Source organism: Agrobacterium sp. SORGH_AS 787 (assembly GCF_030819035.1).
GTDB classification, from domain to species: domain Bacteria; phylum Pseudomonadota; class Alphaproteobacteria; order Rhizobiales; family Rhizobiaceae; genus Agrobacterium; species Agrobacterium larrymoorei_B.
This window is the reverse complement of the sequence record NZ_JAUTBG010000001.1, coordinates 1,902,128-1,919,794: the sequence shown is the minus strand read 5'-3', so window position 1 is coordinate 1,919,794 and position 17,667 is coordinate 1,902,128. Positions and strand designations below refer to the sequence as shown.

Genomic DNA, 17,667 nt, shown 5'->3' with positions numbered 1-17,667 from the left:
AAATGTCATGATCTATAACACGTCCACATCTTTGACGCCGTGGCGAGCGAAAAATCGTTCGAGATCGCGTCGCTGGGGCGCAATACCGGTATAGACCTCTACGTAATGCGGAATGCGCTTCATGCGCAAAGCAATATCCTCTTGCGTGCGCATCGAGACGTAACCGATCTGAACGAGATAGGTGGTGCGCGCCCGAACGTCCGCATCGAGCTCAGTGTGGCCGAACCGCATAAACATATGCTGAAGCGCAGATAGCCTTGCACGGTCGGCAACCTCAATCTCCTTCGATATGTCCTCGGACTGCAGGGCCCAGCTCCGCACGGCAAATTCAAAGCGTGGATCGAAAAGTTCGGTGTCGATCCAGCAGTCAAAGACATTGAACATCGCCTCAACGACGCTTTCAGCATAGGCCTCACATTGTTTGACCAGGTTGCCGGTATTCTTCTCCCGCCAGCGTGTGAGAAGCGCTGCCAGAAGCTCTTCTCTGTCCTTGAAGAACCAGTAGAAGCTCGTGCGGGACAAGTTCAGCTTTTTCCCGAGCGGCAGGATTTTGACCGACTCGACGCCGGTTTCCAGCAAGGCCTCATAGGCTGCCTGCAACCACACCTCTTGCGAACCCCGCCAGCCACTATCGTTTGAAATCTCTGTCATGACTGCTTCCTATCGAAACGCTGGGTCGGCAACAATCGCGCAACTGGCATGGAGATGTGGAATGTACTTTGATGTTCTCTATATTGACACTTGTGTACATTATTTTTAGGCTTGTCCGCAACCCATCTTGCGGAGAAAGCCGATGTCGAACGATCCCCTCCTCCAGCCTTTTCAACTCAAGCACCTGACGCTTCGAAATCGTATCATCGTCACGGCGCACGAACCGGCTTATCCTGAAGACGGCATGCCGAAGGAGCGGTATCGCGCCTACACGGTCGAGCGCGCGAAAGGTGGTGTTGCGCTGACGATGACAGCCGGATCAGCGGCCGTATCGAGAGACAGCCCTCCTGTTTTCAACAACCTGCTCGCCTACAAGGACGAGATCGTCCCATGGATCCGCGACATGACGGATGCCGTGCATGAGCAAGGTTCGGCGATCATGGTCCAACTCACCCATCTTGGCCGTCGGACCCGATGGGACAAGGGCGACTGGCTGCCGGTCGTCGCCCCGTCGCATCATCGCGAGGTGGCGCATCGCGCCTTCCCCAAGAAGATAGAAGATTGGGATATCGAGCGTATCATCAAGGACTTTGCCGACGCTGCGGAGCGGATGAAGGCAGGTGGCATGGATGGCGTTGAATTGGAGGCATACGGCCATCTCCTCGAGCAGTTTACCTCGCCCCGTACCAATGAACTGGATGGCCCCTATGGCGGCTCGCTCGACAACCGCATGCGCTTCTGTCTTGACGTGCTTGGCGCCATCAGAAAGCGCGTTGGCGACGACTTCATTCTGGGCATTCGCTACACAGCAGACGAGCGGCTGTCGGACGGCACGGGGTCGGAAGAGGGTCTTGAGATATCGCGACGCCTCAGAGATAGCGGCCTCATCGACTACCTCAATATCATTCGAGGCCATATCGATACCGACCCAGGTCTGACGGATGTCATTCCGATTCAGGGCATGGCCAACTCGCCGCATCTCGATTTCGCCGGTCAGATCAGATCGGCGACCAATTTCCCCACCTTCCACGCCGCAAAAATTCCCGATGTTGCAACGGCTCGCCACGCCATTGCGTCCGGCAAGGTCGATATGGTTGGCATGACGCGCGCCCATATGACAGACCCCCACATCGTCCGTAAGATTATGGAAAAACGCGAGGACGACATAAGGCCCTGTGTCGGCGCGAATTACTGTCTTGATCGCATCTACCAGGGCGGCATGGCCTTCTGCATCCATAATGCCGCGACAGGGCGAGAAGTCGATATACCTCACACCATACCCAAGGCCCCTCAACGTAGAAAAATCGTCATCGTCGGTGCGGGACCGGCGGGGCTTGAGGCGGCGCGTGTGTCTGCGGAACGCGGCCATTCGGTGGTCGTCTTCGAAGCCGCCAACAATGCCGGTGGACAAATCCGTTTGACGGCTCAAAGCGAACGCCGTCGCGAGATGATCAGCATCATCGACTGGCGGATGAGCCAGTGCGAGAAACTCGGCGTTCAGTTTCACTTCAACACCTGGGCGGATGTGGAGACAGTGGAAGCTGAAACGCCAGATGTGGTGATCATCGCCACAGGCGGGCTTCCCCATACCGAGGTTCTGGCAGCGGGCAACGAACTCGTGGTTTCGTCATGGGACATCATCTCGGGCGATGTCAAACCCGGGACGAACGTCCTTATCTATGACGATGCTGGGGACCACGCAGCACTCCAGGCTGCCGAGATTGCCGCAAAGGCCGGTGCGAAGGTCGAAATCATGACACGTGACCGCGCGTTTGCACCCGAGGTCATGGGCATGAATCTCGTGCCCTACGTCAGAGCATTGCAGAAGCTCGAAACCACGTTCACGGTGACTTATACTTTGACTGCAGTGGAGCGAAGCGGAAACCAGTTGCTGGCGCATATCGGCAGCGACTATGGCGGCGTCGACAAGCGCAAGCTCTTCGACCAAGTGGTGGTCAACCACGGAACGCGGCCTCTCGATGAACTCTACTTCGAGCTCAAGCCTCGCTCGCTCAACGGCGGTGAAGTCTCCTATGATGAGTTGATCGCAGGCGAAGCCCAATCCGTAACGCGAAACGAAAATGGCACGTTCCAGCTTTTCAGGATTGGTGATGCGGTGGCAGCCCGTAACACCCATGCCGCGATCTACGACGGTTTGCGGTTGGCGAAGGATCTCTGATCGATCAAATCCAATCGAAACGAATATGAACGCATCCCGGACGGCTCGTTGGAGAGCCGTCGCTCACGCGCCGCAGTGACGACGTTGGCAAGGAACCGGCGGGCGAGAATTTTGTTCTCGCTAGCCGGTGAAATTGCTAATGAAAGAAATGCTGATGGATGTGAGTGCGTCTAGACCAAAAAAGAAAAGAACCGCCACACCCAATCCCATTCCTCAACCGATAAAGCCATTGAAGCTGCCGCCGGGATTCGTTGCAACCAGACTAGCGGCATTGATCACTCAGTCCAAAAACCCGCTCTGCTACGTCGCGGCGAGCGAGGGAGACGCTGACCGGATCGCTGAAGCGATAAGCGCTCTATTCCCAGAAATAAACCATGTGGTTTTTCCGCCCTGGGATTGCTTGCCATATGATCGCGTCCCGCCTTCGCGCCACTGCATGGGCCGCCGAGTGGACGCGTTACGCATATGGACGAAGGAAGGATCCGATCGTCGGCTGCTACTGACCTCCTTGGAAGCGCTGTTCCAACGTGTCCCCCCGGAAGACCTGATTGCCGAAAGCGTCTTCGAACTGGAAGTCGGAAAGCCTTTCGACCGCGACGCCTTTATGGATTTCATCCGACGCACGGGATACACGGAAGAAGGCGTTGCTGACGATCCGGGCGAATTGGTTGTCCGTGACGGTGTCATCGACATTTATCCCGCGGGCGCTCCAGGGCCAATGCGGATTGTCCTGGACGAGAATGACACCGTCATCGAACTGCACGGCTTCAACCGCCTGTCGCAACGCACGGAAAGTTCGATGGAAAAGGTGGCGATCGGCCCGGCATCTGAGGTCATCAAGGGCGAGGAGGTCTCAGAAGACGCCGGCCTATCGACTGGCATCATCGAGACGTCGCTCTTTCGCCGGTATGACGTCATGCCAAGCGTGTTTGATCTTCTGGGAGACGCGGCCTTGATCTTGGGTCAAGGCATCGATGATAGGCTGGAACACTACCTGGAGATTATTGATGACGCTCGCCAGGCACATATTGATTTTAATGCATCGGATGCACCATCGCGTCGATCGTTCTATCTCGACCGCCGCGAATGGGCCGAGCAGACCGGTCGTTTACGGATAGAGACCCTAAACGTTGACGCGGGGTACGAACTGCCGACCAAGACATACGAGGCGGATTACCGTAAGTCGGTGACCAAGTTCGCGCAGGATGCCCTTCAAGAGCAAAAGAAGGTTGTCATTGCCGGCAATGGGAAGCGCGCGGAGGCCCTCTATCGGCGACTGGAGAAAGTTACGGAATCGACAGACGGCCCAGTCGCTCAATGGGATGACGTATTGAGAGCTGCACCGGGCACTCTTATACAGATCGCCTGTAACCTACAGGAAGGATTTGTCGATACGAGGGACGGTATAGTGGTCGTTGCTGCACCCGATGAAGCGATGACCGATGCCGCCTCCAATCAACTGCTCGCGGAACCAGAGCTTCGGATCGGCGACGTGGTCGTGCATGAAGACCATGGCGTGGGCGTTCTCAAGAATCTTGAGACGATCATGGTCGAAAACATCTCTCGCGACGCCGCACGACTGGACTATCGCGATGGAGATTCAATCCTCGTCCCCATGCAAGAGTTTGACAAGCTCTGGCGCTATGGCTCCGAGCCCGAAGCGATTTCGCTCGATCGCCTCCACACCGAAGCTTGGAGCAAAAAGCGACAGAAGATTGCGGAGGACATCCTTTCCACCGCCCGTCACCTTTCAAAAATCGCCAAGCACAGGCAATCCTCACCGGCAGAGACATTTGCACCTGCCCGTTCTCAATTTGCAGCGTTTACCCGTCGTTTTCCTTTCGCCGAAACCCGCGATCAATCGAAAGCGATCAATGACGTTCTTGCCGATCTCGCATCCGGAAGAGCCATGAACCGTCTCGTGTGCGGAGATGTCGGCTTCGGAAAAACTGAAGTCGCGTTGCGCGCAGCGGCAGCGGTAGCCCTCTTCGGCGGACAGGTTGCCGTTATCGCGCCCACGACCGTTTTGGCTCGCCAACACTTTCAAACTTTCGTGCAACGCTTCGAAGGAACGGGCATTTCGGTCGGGCTGCTGTCTCGACTGGTGAAGCCCGGGGAAGCCAAGCAAACGAAGGCGGCACTCGCTGACGGTACGATCAGTGTAGTCGTTGCAACCCAGGCCATCTTCGCAAAGGACGTAAGTTTCGCGCGCTTGGGGCTGTTGATCGTGGATGAGGAGCATCGTTTCGGCTTGAAAGAGAAGAGCGCTATGGCCAAGCTCGCGCCTTCCCTTCACACGCTTATGATGTCGGCAACGCCAATTCCGCGAACACTGCAATCGGCGATGGTTGGCGTTCAGGAGGTCAGCCTGCTCACCACGCCGCCCTCGCGAAGGCGTCCGGTGCGCACCTCACTCGCTGCTTTCGACCGCGCCTCCATGCGAACTGGGTTGATGCGCGAGCATCGCCGCGGAGGCCAGAGCTTCGTCGTCGTCCCTCGCATTGAGGACATTGAAGGCGTCGAAGCGATCCTTAAGAGCATCGTTCCGGAACTGTCGGTCAAAGTCGCGCATGGTAAGATGCCGGCCGCAAAAATCGACGAGACGATAGTTGGCTTTGCGGGAGGAGATGGAGACATCTTGCTCGCCACCAACATCATCGAGAATGGGCTCGACGTGCCGCGGGCGAATACCATGTTCATTTGGCACCCAGAGCGTTTCGGGCTTGCTCAACTTCATCAACTGCGCGGACGCGTCGGTCGTTCAGGCGCGCAGGGCAGAGCGACCCTGTTGCTGGAAGAGGGTTCAGATCTGGGCGAAGACGCCATGTCGCGGCTTTCGACCCTTGTTGAGAGTGACCGGCTGGGATCCGGCTTGGCAATCAGTGTTCGCGATCTTGATTTGCGTGGCGGTGGCGACATCGCTGGCGATGATCAGGCCGGGCATATGAGGGTGATCGGGGTTGGACTATACCAAAAGCTTTTAGCTGGAGCTGCCGCGAAACTGGGCAAAAAGCCATCGCCATTCCCGCCACGGACGATCCTTCAGCTTGACGCGGCAGCCACGATCCCGGCAAGCTATGTGTCGGACCCCGCCACCAGACTCAATCTTTACGCCAAGCTCTCCCGCGCTTCGAACCTCGCGGAGATAGATGATCTCAAAGAAGAGTTTGAAGACCGGTTCGGTGAATTGCCTTCAGAGGTCCTCATCCTGCTGCGAACAAGCCGCCTTCAGCTCGTTGCCGCGCGCCTCGGCATATCGAAGCTCGAGGCTGGACCAAAGGCGCTCGCATTGACCTTCACACAGAGGACACCAGCCAAGGTTCTCGCACATCTCACGAAAAAGGCTGGAGCAATGCAACGGGACGACAGGCTGATCTTCCAGATTTCGAGCGAGACCGGAGACAAGCAATTGAAACAGTTTGAGCACATCCTGGCGGAAGCGCAAACGAGTGTGAAGTAAGAGCTAGAGCGTTTCCATTTATCAAGGAAACGCTCTAGCCGCACTCTTTGGTCGACGTTGGGCTGGGCAACGTCCGCCAGGCTATCAGTCGCAATCGCGAAATATCACGGTTTAGGTTACGCAGTTAACTTCCTGATCAGGAAACAGAAACTGGCTTCGATCTCATCATGTTAGCGGTTGCCGGATCGGCTCGGCGGCAGAGCCTTGGCGGCAGTCCCTTCATGATCAGCTCGGCATCCGCAACAGCCATAGAACCCAACGCATAGAAAGCGTCGCGCGTGCCGCCCGTCCTGTGAGCCGAGAGAAGAACACCAGGTGCTTTACGCACAGGATCGTCTGGCCCGACGGGCTCCTCCGGAAACACATCCGTCGCCACCCTGATGTGGCCCGATGCTGCAGCCTCAATCATCGCCGGAAAGTCAACAACGGCAGCACGGCTCATCAGCAAGAATGCCGCGCCCGGCTTCATCGAGGCAAATTCCTTCTTGCCGAGAAACCCCTCGTTTTCGCTGGTCACACTGGCAAAAACGAAAACCACTTGGCTTTCGCGCAGGACGTCATCGAGCGTCGATGGCAGACAATCAAGTCGCTCGACGATCTCTTTTGGAAGCCAGGGATCGAACACGCGGACCGTGTTTCTAAAGGGCCGAATAAGCTCTCGCAATTCACGACCAAGATCCCCGAAACCGATGATACCCACCGGCGCTCCGGCAAAACGGAAGGTCTCCGCATTACCATCTAGCCCATAACGCTCGGTTCCCTGCCTGAACGCGCGATCCGCCGCGGTAATGCCGCGCGCTAGGTCAAGCGCCATGGCAAGCGACGCTTCCGCAACCGGTGACGCGAAAGCCGAGGCCGGTGTGATGACCCATATGCCTCGCTCGACACAGGCCTGGTAATCGATGTTCGGGAGAAAATTCGATTCCACATTTATGATCGCCTTCAATCGCGGCGCCCGATCCAAACGTTCTCTTGGCATATCCGTTTGGCCGAAAATCAAAACCGTGTCAGGAAGATAGCGCTCCACCTCTTCGGCAGGCATCTGGCGGTCTTCGGATACGATCACCTCACCGAACGCCTCCAGCCGGGCTCGAACGGAAGGCTCCATGATCAGGTCCAGCGTCCTCGGCAATGGATCGACCAGTATGATATTGCGGCTCATCGTTTCCTCCCTCGAGAATCGCCTTGAGCAGCAGATTAGCGTGAACACCCCCTCGACGGGCAAGCTCAATTCGGCAATGATTCCGGTCGAAAACTATGAGTGCCGATTTCACGCCCTACCCCATAAGAAGCGTGGGAGCAGACAGATGATGCTGTCTGCTCCCTCCTTGCTTACATCGCCGGCAGAACGGCGATGTCTCTCACTTCATTCTCCAGGCCGGTGATCGCGCCGACTTCCGTCGCTTTGCCGGTTTCCAGATTGACGGTGTAGAGCATCTTGTTTGCCACGAGGTAGGCGGAGTTTTTCCCGCCCTCCATGCCCTGAACATCGAAGGCGTAGGTCGCCGGCTTATCCTTGAGACCAAGCTTACCGATCGCCTTCAGCGTCCCATCATTCGGCTTGGTTTGTTGGATCAACGCACCGATGGTAGCGTCGATATTGTACATCGCCGTCTTTTCCGGCTTTCCAATGGAGTTTGTGTAGGCGGCCGCGACGATGTTTGGCGTCTCTCCCTTGTGCATATCGCCTTCTTCGAAGGCGAGCGTACCGTCGACCGTCACCGCACCCGTGTCCGGGTGAACCCGGTGGTTGGTGGTTCCTGTCATGAAACGCAGGCGATCGGCCATGGGATTGAAATCGACCACTACTGGCGCGTCGGTAATGGTCAGCATCTTGTCCATCTTGGCGATATCGCTTGCAGCACCCGTCTCCAGATTAATGCTGACAATGCGATGATCAGGCGTAACCCCGATGACGGTCCTGTTGCCGGGGCGGTAATCGATGCCGACGAGCTTGTCGACGCCTGTTACGTCCATTGTCTTCGATACAGCGGGCTTCTCCGTGTCGAACATGACGAGCGTCTTATCGCCGCTCAATCCAAGTATCGGTGCTGCCAGCGCGGATGTCGCAGTAGCGATGACGGATATGGAGGCTGCCAAAGCGAAACGAATAGTCTGCATAATCTTCTCCCGTGCGTTTGAATTCGAAGAAGGCTTCGCCACATGGCCTTGAACCCTTCATCTTGAAGACACCTCGGATGATGCGATTGGATGCAGCAGGCAAAAAAAAGTTTTAGAGATGCATCTAACAGCCGTCGACACGGGTATAGCTTGAAAAGCAACGGGTTTACCTTTCCGATCGGAGGAGACGGGTTTGACAGTGATGGGCTCCATGCCGATTGACCTCGCAAAGGCCCTCGATGGCTGCGCCAAAGGCGACCGTCTGGCATTGCGGCAAATATTCGATCAGGAAGCTGGCAAGCTTATCGCGGTTGCCCAACGTATCGTTAGACGTCGTGAGCTTGCCGAAGAGGTGGTGCAAGAGGCCTTTATCCGCATCTGGACGCACGCCCATCAATACCGGTCCGACAATGGGTCGGCGCGCGGTTGGATCTATGCCATCGTCCGCAACAGAGCGCTCAACTTGCTGCGCGACGGTAGACGAGAACACTCAGTCGAAGACGTTGAAGCGCTTCGCGATGATCAGCAGGCGGATGAGATTATGGCGGCCTGGCATCGTCTGGATCGCAATTCGCGCCTATACGAGTGCCTCGGTACGCTTGACGCCACCAAGCGCCAAGGCATCCTGATGGCCTATGTCGGGGGCTATTCTCATGGCGAGATCGCCGGCCGGCTGCGCGTACCGCTCGGCACCACCAAATCCTGGATCCGGCGTGGGCTGTCGGCGCTGCGGGAGTGCCTGGCATGACCTATGACCGCAAGGACGTGCCCTATCTCGCTGACGAATATGTGCTCGGGTTACTCGACGCGGTTGAGGCCGAAGAGATCGAGGATTCCATGAAACGTGATCCCGAACTACAGGCCGCGATCGCAGCAAGCAGGGATCGGTTCCTGCCACTCGACACGGGGCTATCGCCTCAATCGGTGAGTGAAGACGTTTGGCAGCGCATCGAGTCCGCCCTACCCCAACAAGAGAAGCCTGCCACCCCTCTGCCGGTGGCAAATGACAATGGCGTACGGCGCTGGAAGTTTGCAGCGCTCACCTCGCTTGCAGCCTCTCTGATCCTCGCTGTTGGACTAATCTACAGCCTCACCAGAACAGTGGAACCGCTGGTCATTGCGGTGCTGGTCAACGATGCCGGTGAGGTTCAGGCCGTTGTCGAGGATTTCGGCAATGACGAAGCGTCTGTCCGGCTGCTGGCCGATTTCGCCGTTCCGCGCGACAAGACGATCCAGGTCTGGACCTTGCCGTCCCAGGATGTCGGACCCGTCTCACTCGGCTTACTTGAGGGCGTGCGCTCGGCGCGCCTGCAAGGGCCAGCGCTTCCAAGACCACGCGCCGATCAACTTTACGAGCTGACGCTCGAGCAGGCAGGCGGCTCACCGACAGGCCGTCCAACGGGACCGATCCTGGCAAAGGGATTTGCACGCATGCCGCGCTAGCACTTCGCTGCCAAATCGAACCCCGGATGGGTTTTTAGGCGTTTCAGACCCGAGATGGGTGAAGCTTCCGCATATACTGAAGAAGAGGCCAATGGCGAATTCGCGTTGAACCCGCCATCATGTTTAGCTCTTGATCAGACGGACCTAGCTTACCTCGTCACATAGCGCTTCCAAGGATGCTCCTCTTTGAACCCTAGAACTTCTCGCGCTTTGCGATTGGACAGCGGCGCTTCGTCCCTCCCCATTTCACGAGTTACAGGCGTATTAGGAGCATATTTGGCGAGGAATTCCGCCGTCGGCAGATCGGCCGTGATGGTGTCGTTGACCGCGTTGAACACCTGAAAGCCCAATCCATCTTTTTCGATACAGAGATGAACGATCTCACCAAGATCGCGCGCATCGATGTAGCTCCAGGCATTGCGTTTGCGAGACATCGGGTCGTCAATGAAGGCTGGAAAGTTGCTGTACTCATGCGGCTCGATCACATTGCCGATGCGCAGGGCGTAGATATCGGCCTTGTATCGCATGGCGAAGGCGCGTGCCGTCTTCTCGTTCACCAGCTTGGAGAGACCATAGCTGTCCATCGGGTCGATATCGTAATCCTCTTCCAGAGGGAAAGAATGGAAGTCCTTGTCTCCTTCGGCAAAGCATACGCCATAGGTCGTTTCGCTGGAGGCGATGATGACTTTGCGAACGCCGAGCTTCATCGCAGCTTCAATGACATTGTATGTGCCGACGACATTTGCCTGAAATGTCTTGTTATCAGGCTCGATCAACACGCGAGGGATCGCCGCAAAGTGCACGACGGCATCGGGCGCCGAAGGCGGAGCACCGTTTTCAAAACCTTCGAAACCGTTATGCGTCGTCAGTGCATTGAAGACCTGACCGCTATCGGTGATATCCGCGATCAGCGTGTTCACTCCTGGCAAGTCCAAGGGCTTCAAATCGATATTGAGGACGGAGTATCCCTTTTCCAGAAGCTTGGGAACGGCATGGCGTCCAGCCTTGCCTGTGCCACCGGTGAAAACGATGCGTTTGGTCATGTCTTGCCTCCTCTTGCAACTCCCGCGCCTCTCGATGGCGATCATTACGAATCTGATCGCGGCCACCGTTTGCGCCCGCTATACATACGACATTAAGTCCCGCCTCCACGCAACGCAGGAAATCGAAAGCAAACTTAATCGTGATCTTCCAGTCACTTAAAAAACTTTATAACGGCAATCACAACGTTCCCAACGCGCTTCTGTTCAGCAGCTTTGCCACCCAATCCACAAAGACACGAACCTTGTTCGTCACGTGTCTGGTCTGCGGGTAGACAATATAGATCGGCATGGGCTCGCTTTTCCATTCAGGCAAAACACGCACCAGCTTTCCCTCTTTAATCTCATCCCTTATCGAGAACGGCACCAGTTGCCCGACCCCCATTCCGGCGACCACAGCATGCTGATAGGTCCGCGCATCATTCGCGGACACGATATACCGCGGACTGATTTCAACTGAACGGGTACCATTGTCGAAGGCCATGCTCATGACTTGGCCGGCATTGGCGTTCAAGTACCCAACACAGTGATGATCGACCTCAAGGTCTTCCGGCGTCTGCGGCATGCCAAAGCGCTCGATGTAAGCGGGCGAGGCAACAGTGAGAAAGTCGAGTTCCGAGACTTTTCGGGCGATCAGCGACTGGTCGCGCAGGGTCCCCACGCGCAAGGCACAGTCCACGTTTTCGGCGATGTAATCGACCAGACGATCTCCAACACCGATGTCGAGCCGGATCTGTGGGAAGCGCTGGTGGAAATCGCAAAGGTTGGGAATGATGATCTCGTCAGCGAACATCCCGGCCATTTCCACACGCAGGCGACCAGAAGGCTGGACATTGGCGCTTGAAACGCTACCATCCAACTCGTCGATCTCTGCCAGAATTTGCGTTGCCCGCTCGTAATAAAGAGCGCCGTCCGTGGTCACCATCACGCGGCGCGTCGTTCGGTTGAGCAAGGTCGTGCGCAAATGCGCCTCAAGCCCTTGCACCATGTTCGTCACGGTCGTCTTGGGGATGTTCAAGGCATTTGCAGCTTTCGTGAAGTTCCCTGTTTCAACGACCCGCGCGAATACCCGCATCGCAGCCAGCTGATCCATCCTGTCACCTCGCGTTATTGTCCGTGAATTTGGAATAGTGTTTTCGAATTTGGATGCTTGCGCAACTTATCCCGAACAATATATCAATATTAGAAAGCACTACAAGAGATATAGACGAGTCTCTAAAGGAAACGACGATGGACACCCGGTGGCACCAAATGGAGACGAGCGGCACAGCGTGCACGTCCCTATCCGTGCGTGTCTACAGCAATGAGGGCAAGGTGCGCACGCCGCCTCTGGTCCTTTATCTCAGAGGTGGCTCCTTTCTGGCAGAAGGGGCGCAGTGTGAGGAGCTACCAGTCGCGAAAGCGCTTGCCGAAAGTGGAGCGGTGGTCATTGAGGCAGATTACAGCACCGGCTCCTGCAATGAGTTTCCGGCTGTGATCGATCGGGCTTTCGATGCGCTGGATTGTCTCAGCAATAGCCGCAAGCAGTATGGCAGCGCGAAGTCCCTGCTGTTCGTGGCCGGCGAAGAGGCAGGCGGCAATGTCGCTGCGGGCTTGGCTTTGAAGGCGCGCGATCGGATGCCGGGTAAATTGGCAGGGCAGATTTTACTGTCGCCGATGATCGATCCGTTGATGGCGTCGACGTCTTTCAGGGATGCCGACAAGATCGGGATGCGGAAGCGTTGGGCAGAAGGCTGGAGCCGGTATTTGGCAAAGGCCTGTGGGGTGGCCCACCCTTATGCGGCGCCCTGCCAGTGTACGAGGCTAGACCGAGTGGCACCGGCTCTCATTTTTACTGCTGAGGACGACCCTTTGCGGGACGAGACAGTCAATTACGCCGGGCGCCTGCGTGATGCAGGAATACAGGTTCGGCTCCATGTTTTCCCTGCTGGCTCCAACTGGACAGGGCTTTATCGAGGTGAAGGTGGCAAATGGCTTCCGGCTGTTTGCAATGAATTTTCGGGTTTTGTTCAAGACCTCAAGCACTAGCATTTAAGACAATCACTGATCGGCTTCCTCACGAAGCCAAGGAGTATCCCATGACGCTCAAGAACAAGCGCCGTGCCCTTGCGGGTGCCGGCATAGGCCTTGCCATGTCTGTTGCAGCCGGACCGCTGCTATTCGATCTTCCCATGACGACGGGTGCCGTCGCTGCGGCTCCGCAAGCGGAGGCGCCTGCGATTCCAGTCACTGTTGCGGTTGTTGAAAGCCGAGACGTCACGCACTGGGAGCAATTTTCCGGCAGGCTCGAAGCTGTCGAGCGCGTTCAGGTCCGCTCCCGCGTTGCAGGCCAGATCCAAGCGGTTCACTTTCGTGAAGGCGCACTGGTAAAAGCTGGCGATCCGCTCTTCACCATCGATCCGGCCCCCTATCAAGCAATTGTCGCTGGCGCGGAAGCACAGGTTGCCTCGGCAGAGGCGAAGGTCAGTCTGGCCAAAACCGAACTGGAACGGGGCCGGCGACTTTCAGACAACCGCACCATTTCGCAAAGCGATCTCGATCAACGCCAGAGCAATGTCGCGGAGGCCGAAGCCCAACTGCGGGCGGCGCGTGCAGCACTGACCACCGCACAGCTCGATCTCAGCTACACGGAACTGCGCGCACCGATTTCAGGGCGCGTCGGCAAGCTTGATGTGACAGTTGGCAATCTCGTTGCCGCTGGCTCCGCATCCCCTGCTCTCACGACGCTCGTGTCTATCGATCCGATCTATGCAAGCTTCAATGCCAGCGAGGAAATCGTCACCAAGGCACTGTCGCAGCTTCCAACCTCAAATGGAGCGCTTCAGGCCCTGGAGCAAATCCCGGTCGAAGTCGGCACGCTCGCAGATGAGGGCACGCCGATCAAGGGAACGCTTCATTTGATCGACAATCAGGTGGATGGCGCAAGTGGCACCATCGGTGTCCGCGCCGTATTCGCCAACACGGATGGGCGCCTCATTCCCGGCCAGTTCGTTCGTGTTCGGTTGGGAGAACCTAAATCCGAAAAGCGCATCGTCATCACGGACCGCGCGATCGGCACCGATCAGGACAAGAAGTTCGTCTTCGTCGTCGATAAAGACAACAAGGTGAACTATCGCCAGATCAAACCCGGCCCATCGGCTGAGGGAATGCGCGTCGTCGAAAGCGGCCTTTCCGTCGGAGACAAGATCGTCGTCAACGGTCTGCAGCGCATCCGCCCCGGTGCGGTCGTGGCTCCGCAGACCGACGACAAGGTCGCGGCGGCGCAATAACCGATCCGACGGGCCTACTCGGCCCGTCTCATTCACAATCCAGGCAGCGAGATCCTCCTGCCGGTGGCGACACGCCACCGGGGCGGTCTCTCGCGTTCAGAATTCACCCGGAGAGGGCTAACTCATGAACATCTCCAGATTTTTCGTGGACCGGCCAGTTTTTGCTGGCGTCCTATCGGTCCTCATCGTCGTGGCAGGCCTTATCGGCATGCGCGCTTTGCCGATTTCCGAATATCCCGAAGTCGTACCACCCTCCATCGTCGTTCGCGCCACCTATCCCGGCGCGAACCCGAAGGTCATTGCCGAGACGGTGGCGACACCGCTTGAAGAGCAGATCAATGGCGTCGAGAACATGCTCTACATGTCCAGCCAGGCGACCTCCGACGGCGTCATGACGCTGACGGTGACTTTCAAGCTGGGTACCGACCCGGACAAGGCGCAGCAGCTGGTGCAGAACCGCGTGTCACAGGCCGAGCCTCGCCTTCCCGCCGAAGTCAGAAGTCTTGGCGTTTCCACCGTCAAGAGTTCTCCCGACCTGATGATGGTCGTGCATCTCGTCTCTCCCGGCAATCGGTACGACCTCACCTACCTGCGCAACTACGCCGTCCTCAACATCAAGGATCGGCTGGCGCGCATCGAGGGTGTGGGCCAGGTACAGATCTTCGGTGCCGGCGATTACTCCATGCGTATCTGGATCGATCCGCAGAAGGCCGCCGAGCACGACCTTGCCGCCAGCGATATCAGCAACGCCATTCGCGAACAGAACGTGCAGGCGGCAGCCGGCACGATCGGCGCTTCGCCAAGTCCGAACGGCGTCGATCTGCAGCTCAACGTCAACGCACAAGGTCGGCTTTCCACTCCGGAAGAATTCGGCAACATCATCGTGAAAAGCGGCTCGAATGGCGAGATCACCCGCCTGCGTGACGTCGCACGTGTCGAACTCGGCGCTGCCGATTACGCCTTGCGCTCGCTGCTCGATGGCGAATCTGCCGTTGCAATTCCGGTCTTCCAGGCCCCCGGCTCAAACGCCATCACCATTTCCGATCAGGTTGCTGCGACCATGCAGGATCTGCAGAAAGCGATGCCAGATGGCGTCAAATACGAAATCGTTTATGACACGACCGAGTTTGTTCGCGCCTCCATCGACAAGGTGATCGACACGCTTCTGGAAGCCATCGCCCTTGTCGTGATCGTCGTCATCCTGTTCCTGCAGACATGGCGTGCCTCCATCATCCCGCTGATTGCCGTTCCGGTGTCGATCATCGGTACATTCGCAGTCATGTATGTCTTCGGCTTCTCCATCAACGCACTCAGCCTGTTCGGCCTTGTGCTTGCCATCGGCATCGTGGTGGATGACGCTATCGTCGTGGTGGAGAACGTCGAGCGCAATATTGAGAACGGCCTTTCTCCCCGTGACGCGACCTACCGCGCTATGAAAGAGGTATCCGGTCCGATCATCGCGATCGCGCTGGTGCTCGTGGCCGTCTTTGTGCCGCTGGCCTTCATTTCCGGCCTCTCGGGGCAGTTCTACCGTCAGTTCGCATTGACGATCGCGATCTCCACCGTCATCTCCGCTATCAACTCCTTGACGCTGTCACCCGCACTGGCGGCCCTGCTTCTAAAGGACCACCACGCGCCGAAGGATTGGCTGACCCGTGGCATGGACAAGGTTCTGGGCGGCTTCTTCCGTGGCTTTAACCGTGCCTTCGGCGCGGCATCCAATGGTTACGGCAAAAGCGTGGGAGGTCTGCTCAATCGCAAGAGCATCGTGATGATCGTCTACGTCATTCTGGCAGCCGCGACCTATGGCATGTTCAATGCAGTTCCGGGTGGCTTCGTCCCCGCGCAGGACAAGCAGTATCTGATCGGCTTTGCACAATTGCCGGATGCCGCGAGTCTTGATCGAACGGAAGACGTCATCAAGCGCATGAGCGACATAGCCATGCAGCAGCCAGGCGTCGAACATGCGATTGCGTTCCCCGGCCTCTCCATCAACGGCTTCACCAACAGCTCGAACGCGGGCGTCGTTTTCGTCGCCTTGAGTCCGTTCGAAGAGCGCACCACGTCGGAGCTCTCCGGCGGCGCCATCGCCATGGCGCTCAACCAGAAATTCGGCGCCGTTCAGGATGCTTTCATTGCCATGTTCCCGCCACCGCCGGTCAACGGCCTCGGCACCACCGGCGGCTTCAAGATGCAAATCGAAGACCGCGCAGGATTCGGCTACCAGACGCTCGACGAGGTGACCAAAGCCTTCCTCGGCAAAGCCTATCAGACGCCCGAACTGGCTGGTCTGTTCTCAAGCTTCCAGATCAATGTGCCGCAGCTCTACGCCGATCTCGATCGTGCCAAGGCGGAGCAACTGGGCGTCTCGGTGACGGACGTGTTCGAAACGCTGCAGATCTATCTCGGCTCGCTCTACGTGAACGACTTCAATGCCTTCGGCCGCACTTACAGCGTGCGTGTGCAGGCGGATGCCAAGTTCCGCTCCCAGGCGGAAGACATCGGTCAGTTGAAGGTGCGGTCATCTAACGGTCAAATGATACCCTTGTCCGCATTGTTGAAGGTGGACGCCACGACAGGCCCTGAGCGTACGACACGGTACAATGGCTTCCTGTCGGCCGATATCAATGGCGGCCCCGCACCGGGCTTCTCTTCCGGCGAAGCCCAGGCAGCCATCGAACGCATCGCCAATGAGACCTTGCCATCGGGCATCGCCTTCGAGTGGACGGATTTGACCTATCAGCAGATCCTCGCCGGAAGCTCGGGCTTCCTCGTTTTCCCGCTGGCGCTGCTCTTGGTCTATCTGGTTCTGGCCGCACAGTATGAGAGCCTCACCTTGCCGCTCGCCATCATCATGATCGTGCCGATGGGTGTGCTTGCGGCCATGACGGGTGTCTGGTTGACGGGCGGGGACAACAACATCTTCACCCAGATCGGCCTTATCGTCCTTGTCGGGCTCTCGGCGAAGAATGCCATCCTGATCGTAGAGTTTGCACGGGAACTGGAGTTTGAAGGACGCTCACCGGTTGCCGCAGCCATCGAAGCCAGCCGCCTTCGTCTGCGCCCCATCCTGATGACATCGCTTGCCTTCATCATGGGTGTCGTGCCGCTGGTCATCTCCACCGGCGCGGGAGCGGAGATGCGCGCCGCTATGGGCGTCGCCGTCTTCTCCGGCATGATCGGGGTCACCTTCTTCGGCATCTTCATGACGCCGGTCTTTTATGTGCTCGTTCGCAAACTCTCCGGCAATCGTCCGCTGGTCCAGCACAAGCAAGAGCCTGCGAACACTGACTACAAGATGAGCGAAGCCGTGTGACGACGATTACCACATCGTCAAACAAGAAGCCCCGAAGACATTTGTCTCCGGGGCTTCTCTCTATCGTCTGGAGTGCTCCAAGCCGACGCCAACCGGCCATCAATATTCTCAGCCTCTGGTTTTGCACAACCACAAACAACCGACTGTCATAATTTCGTTGCACGTTCACTTGTTTTCGTTTTCTATAT

The 17,667-nt window shown here is 57.4% G+C and carries 12 protein-coding genes; 7 read left to right on the top strand and 5 right to left on the bottom strand.

Going from position 1 to position 17,667, the window contains the following annotated elements; all coding sequences use genetic code 11:
• Nucleotides 1–12 precede the first annotated feature (12 nt).
• Nucleotides 13–651: a TetR/AcrR family transcriptional regulator gene (locus QE435_RS08445; RefSeq protein WP_349040946.1), complete on the bottom strand. Its 639-nt coding sequence runs from the start codon at nucleotides 649–651 to the stop codon at nucleotides 13–15.
• Between the two features lie 142 nt (nucleotides 652–793).
• On the opposite strand from QE435_RS08445, the gene QE435_RS08440 reads away from it, so the two are divergent.
• Both QE435_RS08440 and QE435_RS08435 read left to right on the top strand, forming a co-directional pair.
• Nucleotides 794–2,830 (top strand): NADH:flavin oxidoreductase, encoded by a 2,037-nt coding sequence (locus tag QE435_RS08440; protein ID WP_349040945.1) that lies wholly within the window; start codon nucleotides 794–796, stop codon nucleotides 2,828–2,830.
• 448 nt (nucleotides 2,831–3,278) lie between these two features.
• A complete protein-coding gene (locus QE435_RS08435) occupies nucleotides 3,279–6,290 on the top strand; it encodes a DEAD/DEAH box helicase (RefSeq protein WP_349040944.1) in 3,012 nt (1,003 codons plus the stop codon).
• Between the two features lie 136 nt (nucleotides 6,291–6,426).
• Here QE435_RS08435 and QE435_RS08430 read toward each other — a convergent pair whose 3' ends face one another.
• Nucleotides 6,427–7,452, bottom strand: coding sequence for a hydroxyacid dehydrogenase (locus QE435_RS08430; protein WP_349040943.1), 1,026 nt, complete (start codon nucleotides 7,450–7,452; stop codon nucleotides 6,427–6,429).
• Between the two features lie 170 nt (nucleotides 7,453–7,622).
• Nucleotides 7,623–8,411 carry a DUF4394 domain-containing protein gene (locus QE435_RS08425; RefSeq protein ID WP_349040942.1) on the bottom strand — a complete coding sequence of 263 codons (789 nt, stop codon included), beginning with the start codon at nucleotides 8,409–8,411 and terminating at the stop codon, nucleotides 7,623–7,625.
• 202 nt (nucleotides 8,412–8,613) lie between these two features.
• Here QE435_RS08425 and QE435_RS08420 point away from each other — a divergent pair, with 202 nt between their 5' ends.
• On the top strand, nucleotides 8,614–9,159 hold the full coding sequence (locus tag QE435_RS08420; RefSeq protein ID WP_349041160.1) for a sigma-70 family RNA polymerase sigma factor: 546 nt from the start codon (nucleotides 8,614–8,616) through the stop codon (nucleotides 9,157–9,159).
• Complete coding sequence (locus QE435_RS08415; protein ID WP_349040941.1) at nucleotides 9,156–9,854, top strand: anti-sigma factor; 699 nt, start codon at nucleotides 9,156–9,158, stop codon at nucleotides 9,852–9,854. The genes QE435_RS08420 and QE435_RS08415 overlap by 4 nt, the downstream gene beginning before the upstream one ends.
• Nucleotides 9,855–10,003: 149 nt before the next feature.
• Here the strand turns inward: QE435_RS08415 and QE435_RS08410 are convergent, their stop codons facing one another.
• Nucleotides 10,004–10,897 carry an NAD(P)-dependent oxidoreductase gene (locus tag QE435_RS08410; RefSeq protein WP_309770390.1) on the bottom strand — a complete coding sequence of 298 codons (894 nt, stop codon included), beginning with the start codon at nucleotides 10,895–10,897 and terminating at the stop codon, nucleotides 10,004–10,006.
• A gap of 178 nt (nucleotides 10,898–11,075) precedes the next feature.
• Nucleotides 11,076–11,987 (bottom strand): LysR family transcriptional regulator, encoded by a 912-nt coding sequence (locus tag QE435_RS08405; protein ID WP_349040940.1) that lies wholly within the window; start codon nucleotides 11,985–11,987, stop codon nucleotides 11,076–11,078.
• A gap of 137 nt (nucleotides 11,988–12,124) precedes the next feature.
• Between QE435_RS08405 and QE435_RS08400 the strand changes: the two genes are divergently transcribed.
• From QE435_RS08400 to QE435_RS08390, 3 genes are all read left to right on the top strand, one after another.
• Nucleotides 12,125–12,922 carry an alpha/beta hydrolase gene (locus tag QE435_RS08400; protein ID WP_349040939.1) on the top strand — a complete coding sequence of 266 codons (798 nt, stop codon included), beginning with the start codon at nucleotides 12,125–12,127 and terminating at the stop codon, nucleotides 12,920–12,922.
• A gap of 50 nt (nucleotides 12,923–12,972) precedes the next feature.
• On the top strand, nucleotides 12,973–14,163 hold the full coding sequence (locus QE435_RS08395) for an efflux RND transporter periplasmic adaptor subunit (RefSeq protein ID WP_349040938.1): 1,191 nt from the start codon (nucleotides 12,973–12,975) through the stop codon (nucleotides 14,161–14,163).
• A 124-nt stretch (nucleotides 14,164–14,287) separates the two neighbouring features.
• Entirely contained in the window at nucleotides 14,288–17,479 is a 3,192-nt protein-coding gene (locus QE435_RS08390) for an efflux RND transporter permease subunit (protein ID WP_349040937.1), read from the top strand.
• Nucleotides 17,480–17,667 lie beyond the last annotated feature (188 nt).

Coding starts and splice junctions, on each gene's coding strand:
- QE435_RS08400 (WP_349040939.1), top strand. CDS start 12,125: ATGGACACCCGGTGGCACCAAATGGAGACGAGCGGCACAGCGTGCACG.
- QE435_RS08420 (WP_349041160.1), top strand. CDS start 8,614: ATGGGCTCCATGCCGATTGACCTCGCAAAGGCCCTCGATGGCTGCGCC.
- QE435_RS08390 (WP_349040937.1), top strand. CDS start 14,288: ATGAACATCTCCAGATTTTTCGTGGACCGGCCAGTTTTTGCTGGCGTC.
- QE435_RS08425 (WP_349040942.1), bottom strand. CDS start 8,411: ATGCAGACTATTCGTTTCGCTTTGGCAGCCTCCATATCCGTCATCGCT.
- QE435_RS08445 (WP_349040946.1), bottom strand. CDS start 651: ATGACAGAGATTTCAAACGATAGTGGCTGGCGGGGTTCGCAAGAGGTG.
- QE435_RS08395 (WP_349040938.1), top strand. CDS start 12,973: ATGACGCTCAAGAACAAGCGCCGTGCCCTTGCGGGTGCCGGCATAGGC.
- QE435_RS08430 (WP_349040943.1), bottom strand. CDS start 7,452: ATGAGCCGCAATATCATACTGGTCGATCCATTGCCGAGGACGCTGGAC.
- QE435_RS08410 (WP_309770390.1), bottom strand. CDS start 10,897: ATGACCAAACGCATCGTTTTCACCGGTGGCACAGGCAAGGCTGGACGC.
- QE435_RS08440 (WP_349040945.1), top strand. CDS start 794: ATGTCGAACGATCCCCTCCTCCAGCCTTTTCAACTCAAGCACCTGACG.
- QE435_RS08415 (WP_349040941.1), top strand. CDS start 9,156: ATGACCTATGACCGCAAGGACGTGCCCTATCTCGCTGACGAATATGTG.
- QE435_RS08405 (WP_349040940.1), bottom strand. CDS start 11,987: ATGGATCAGCTGGCTGCGATGCGGGTATTCGCGCGGGTCGTTGAAACA.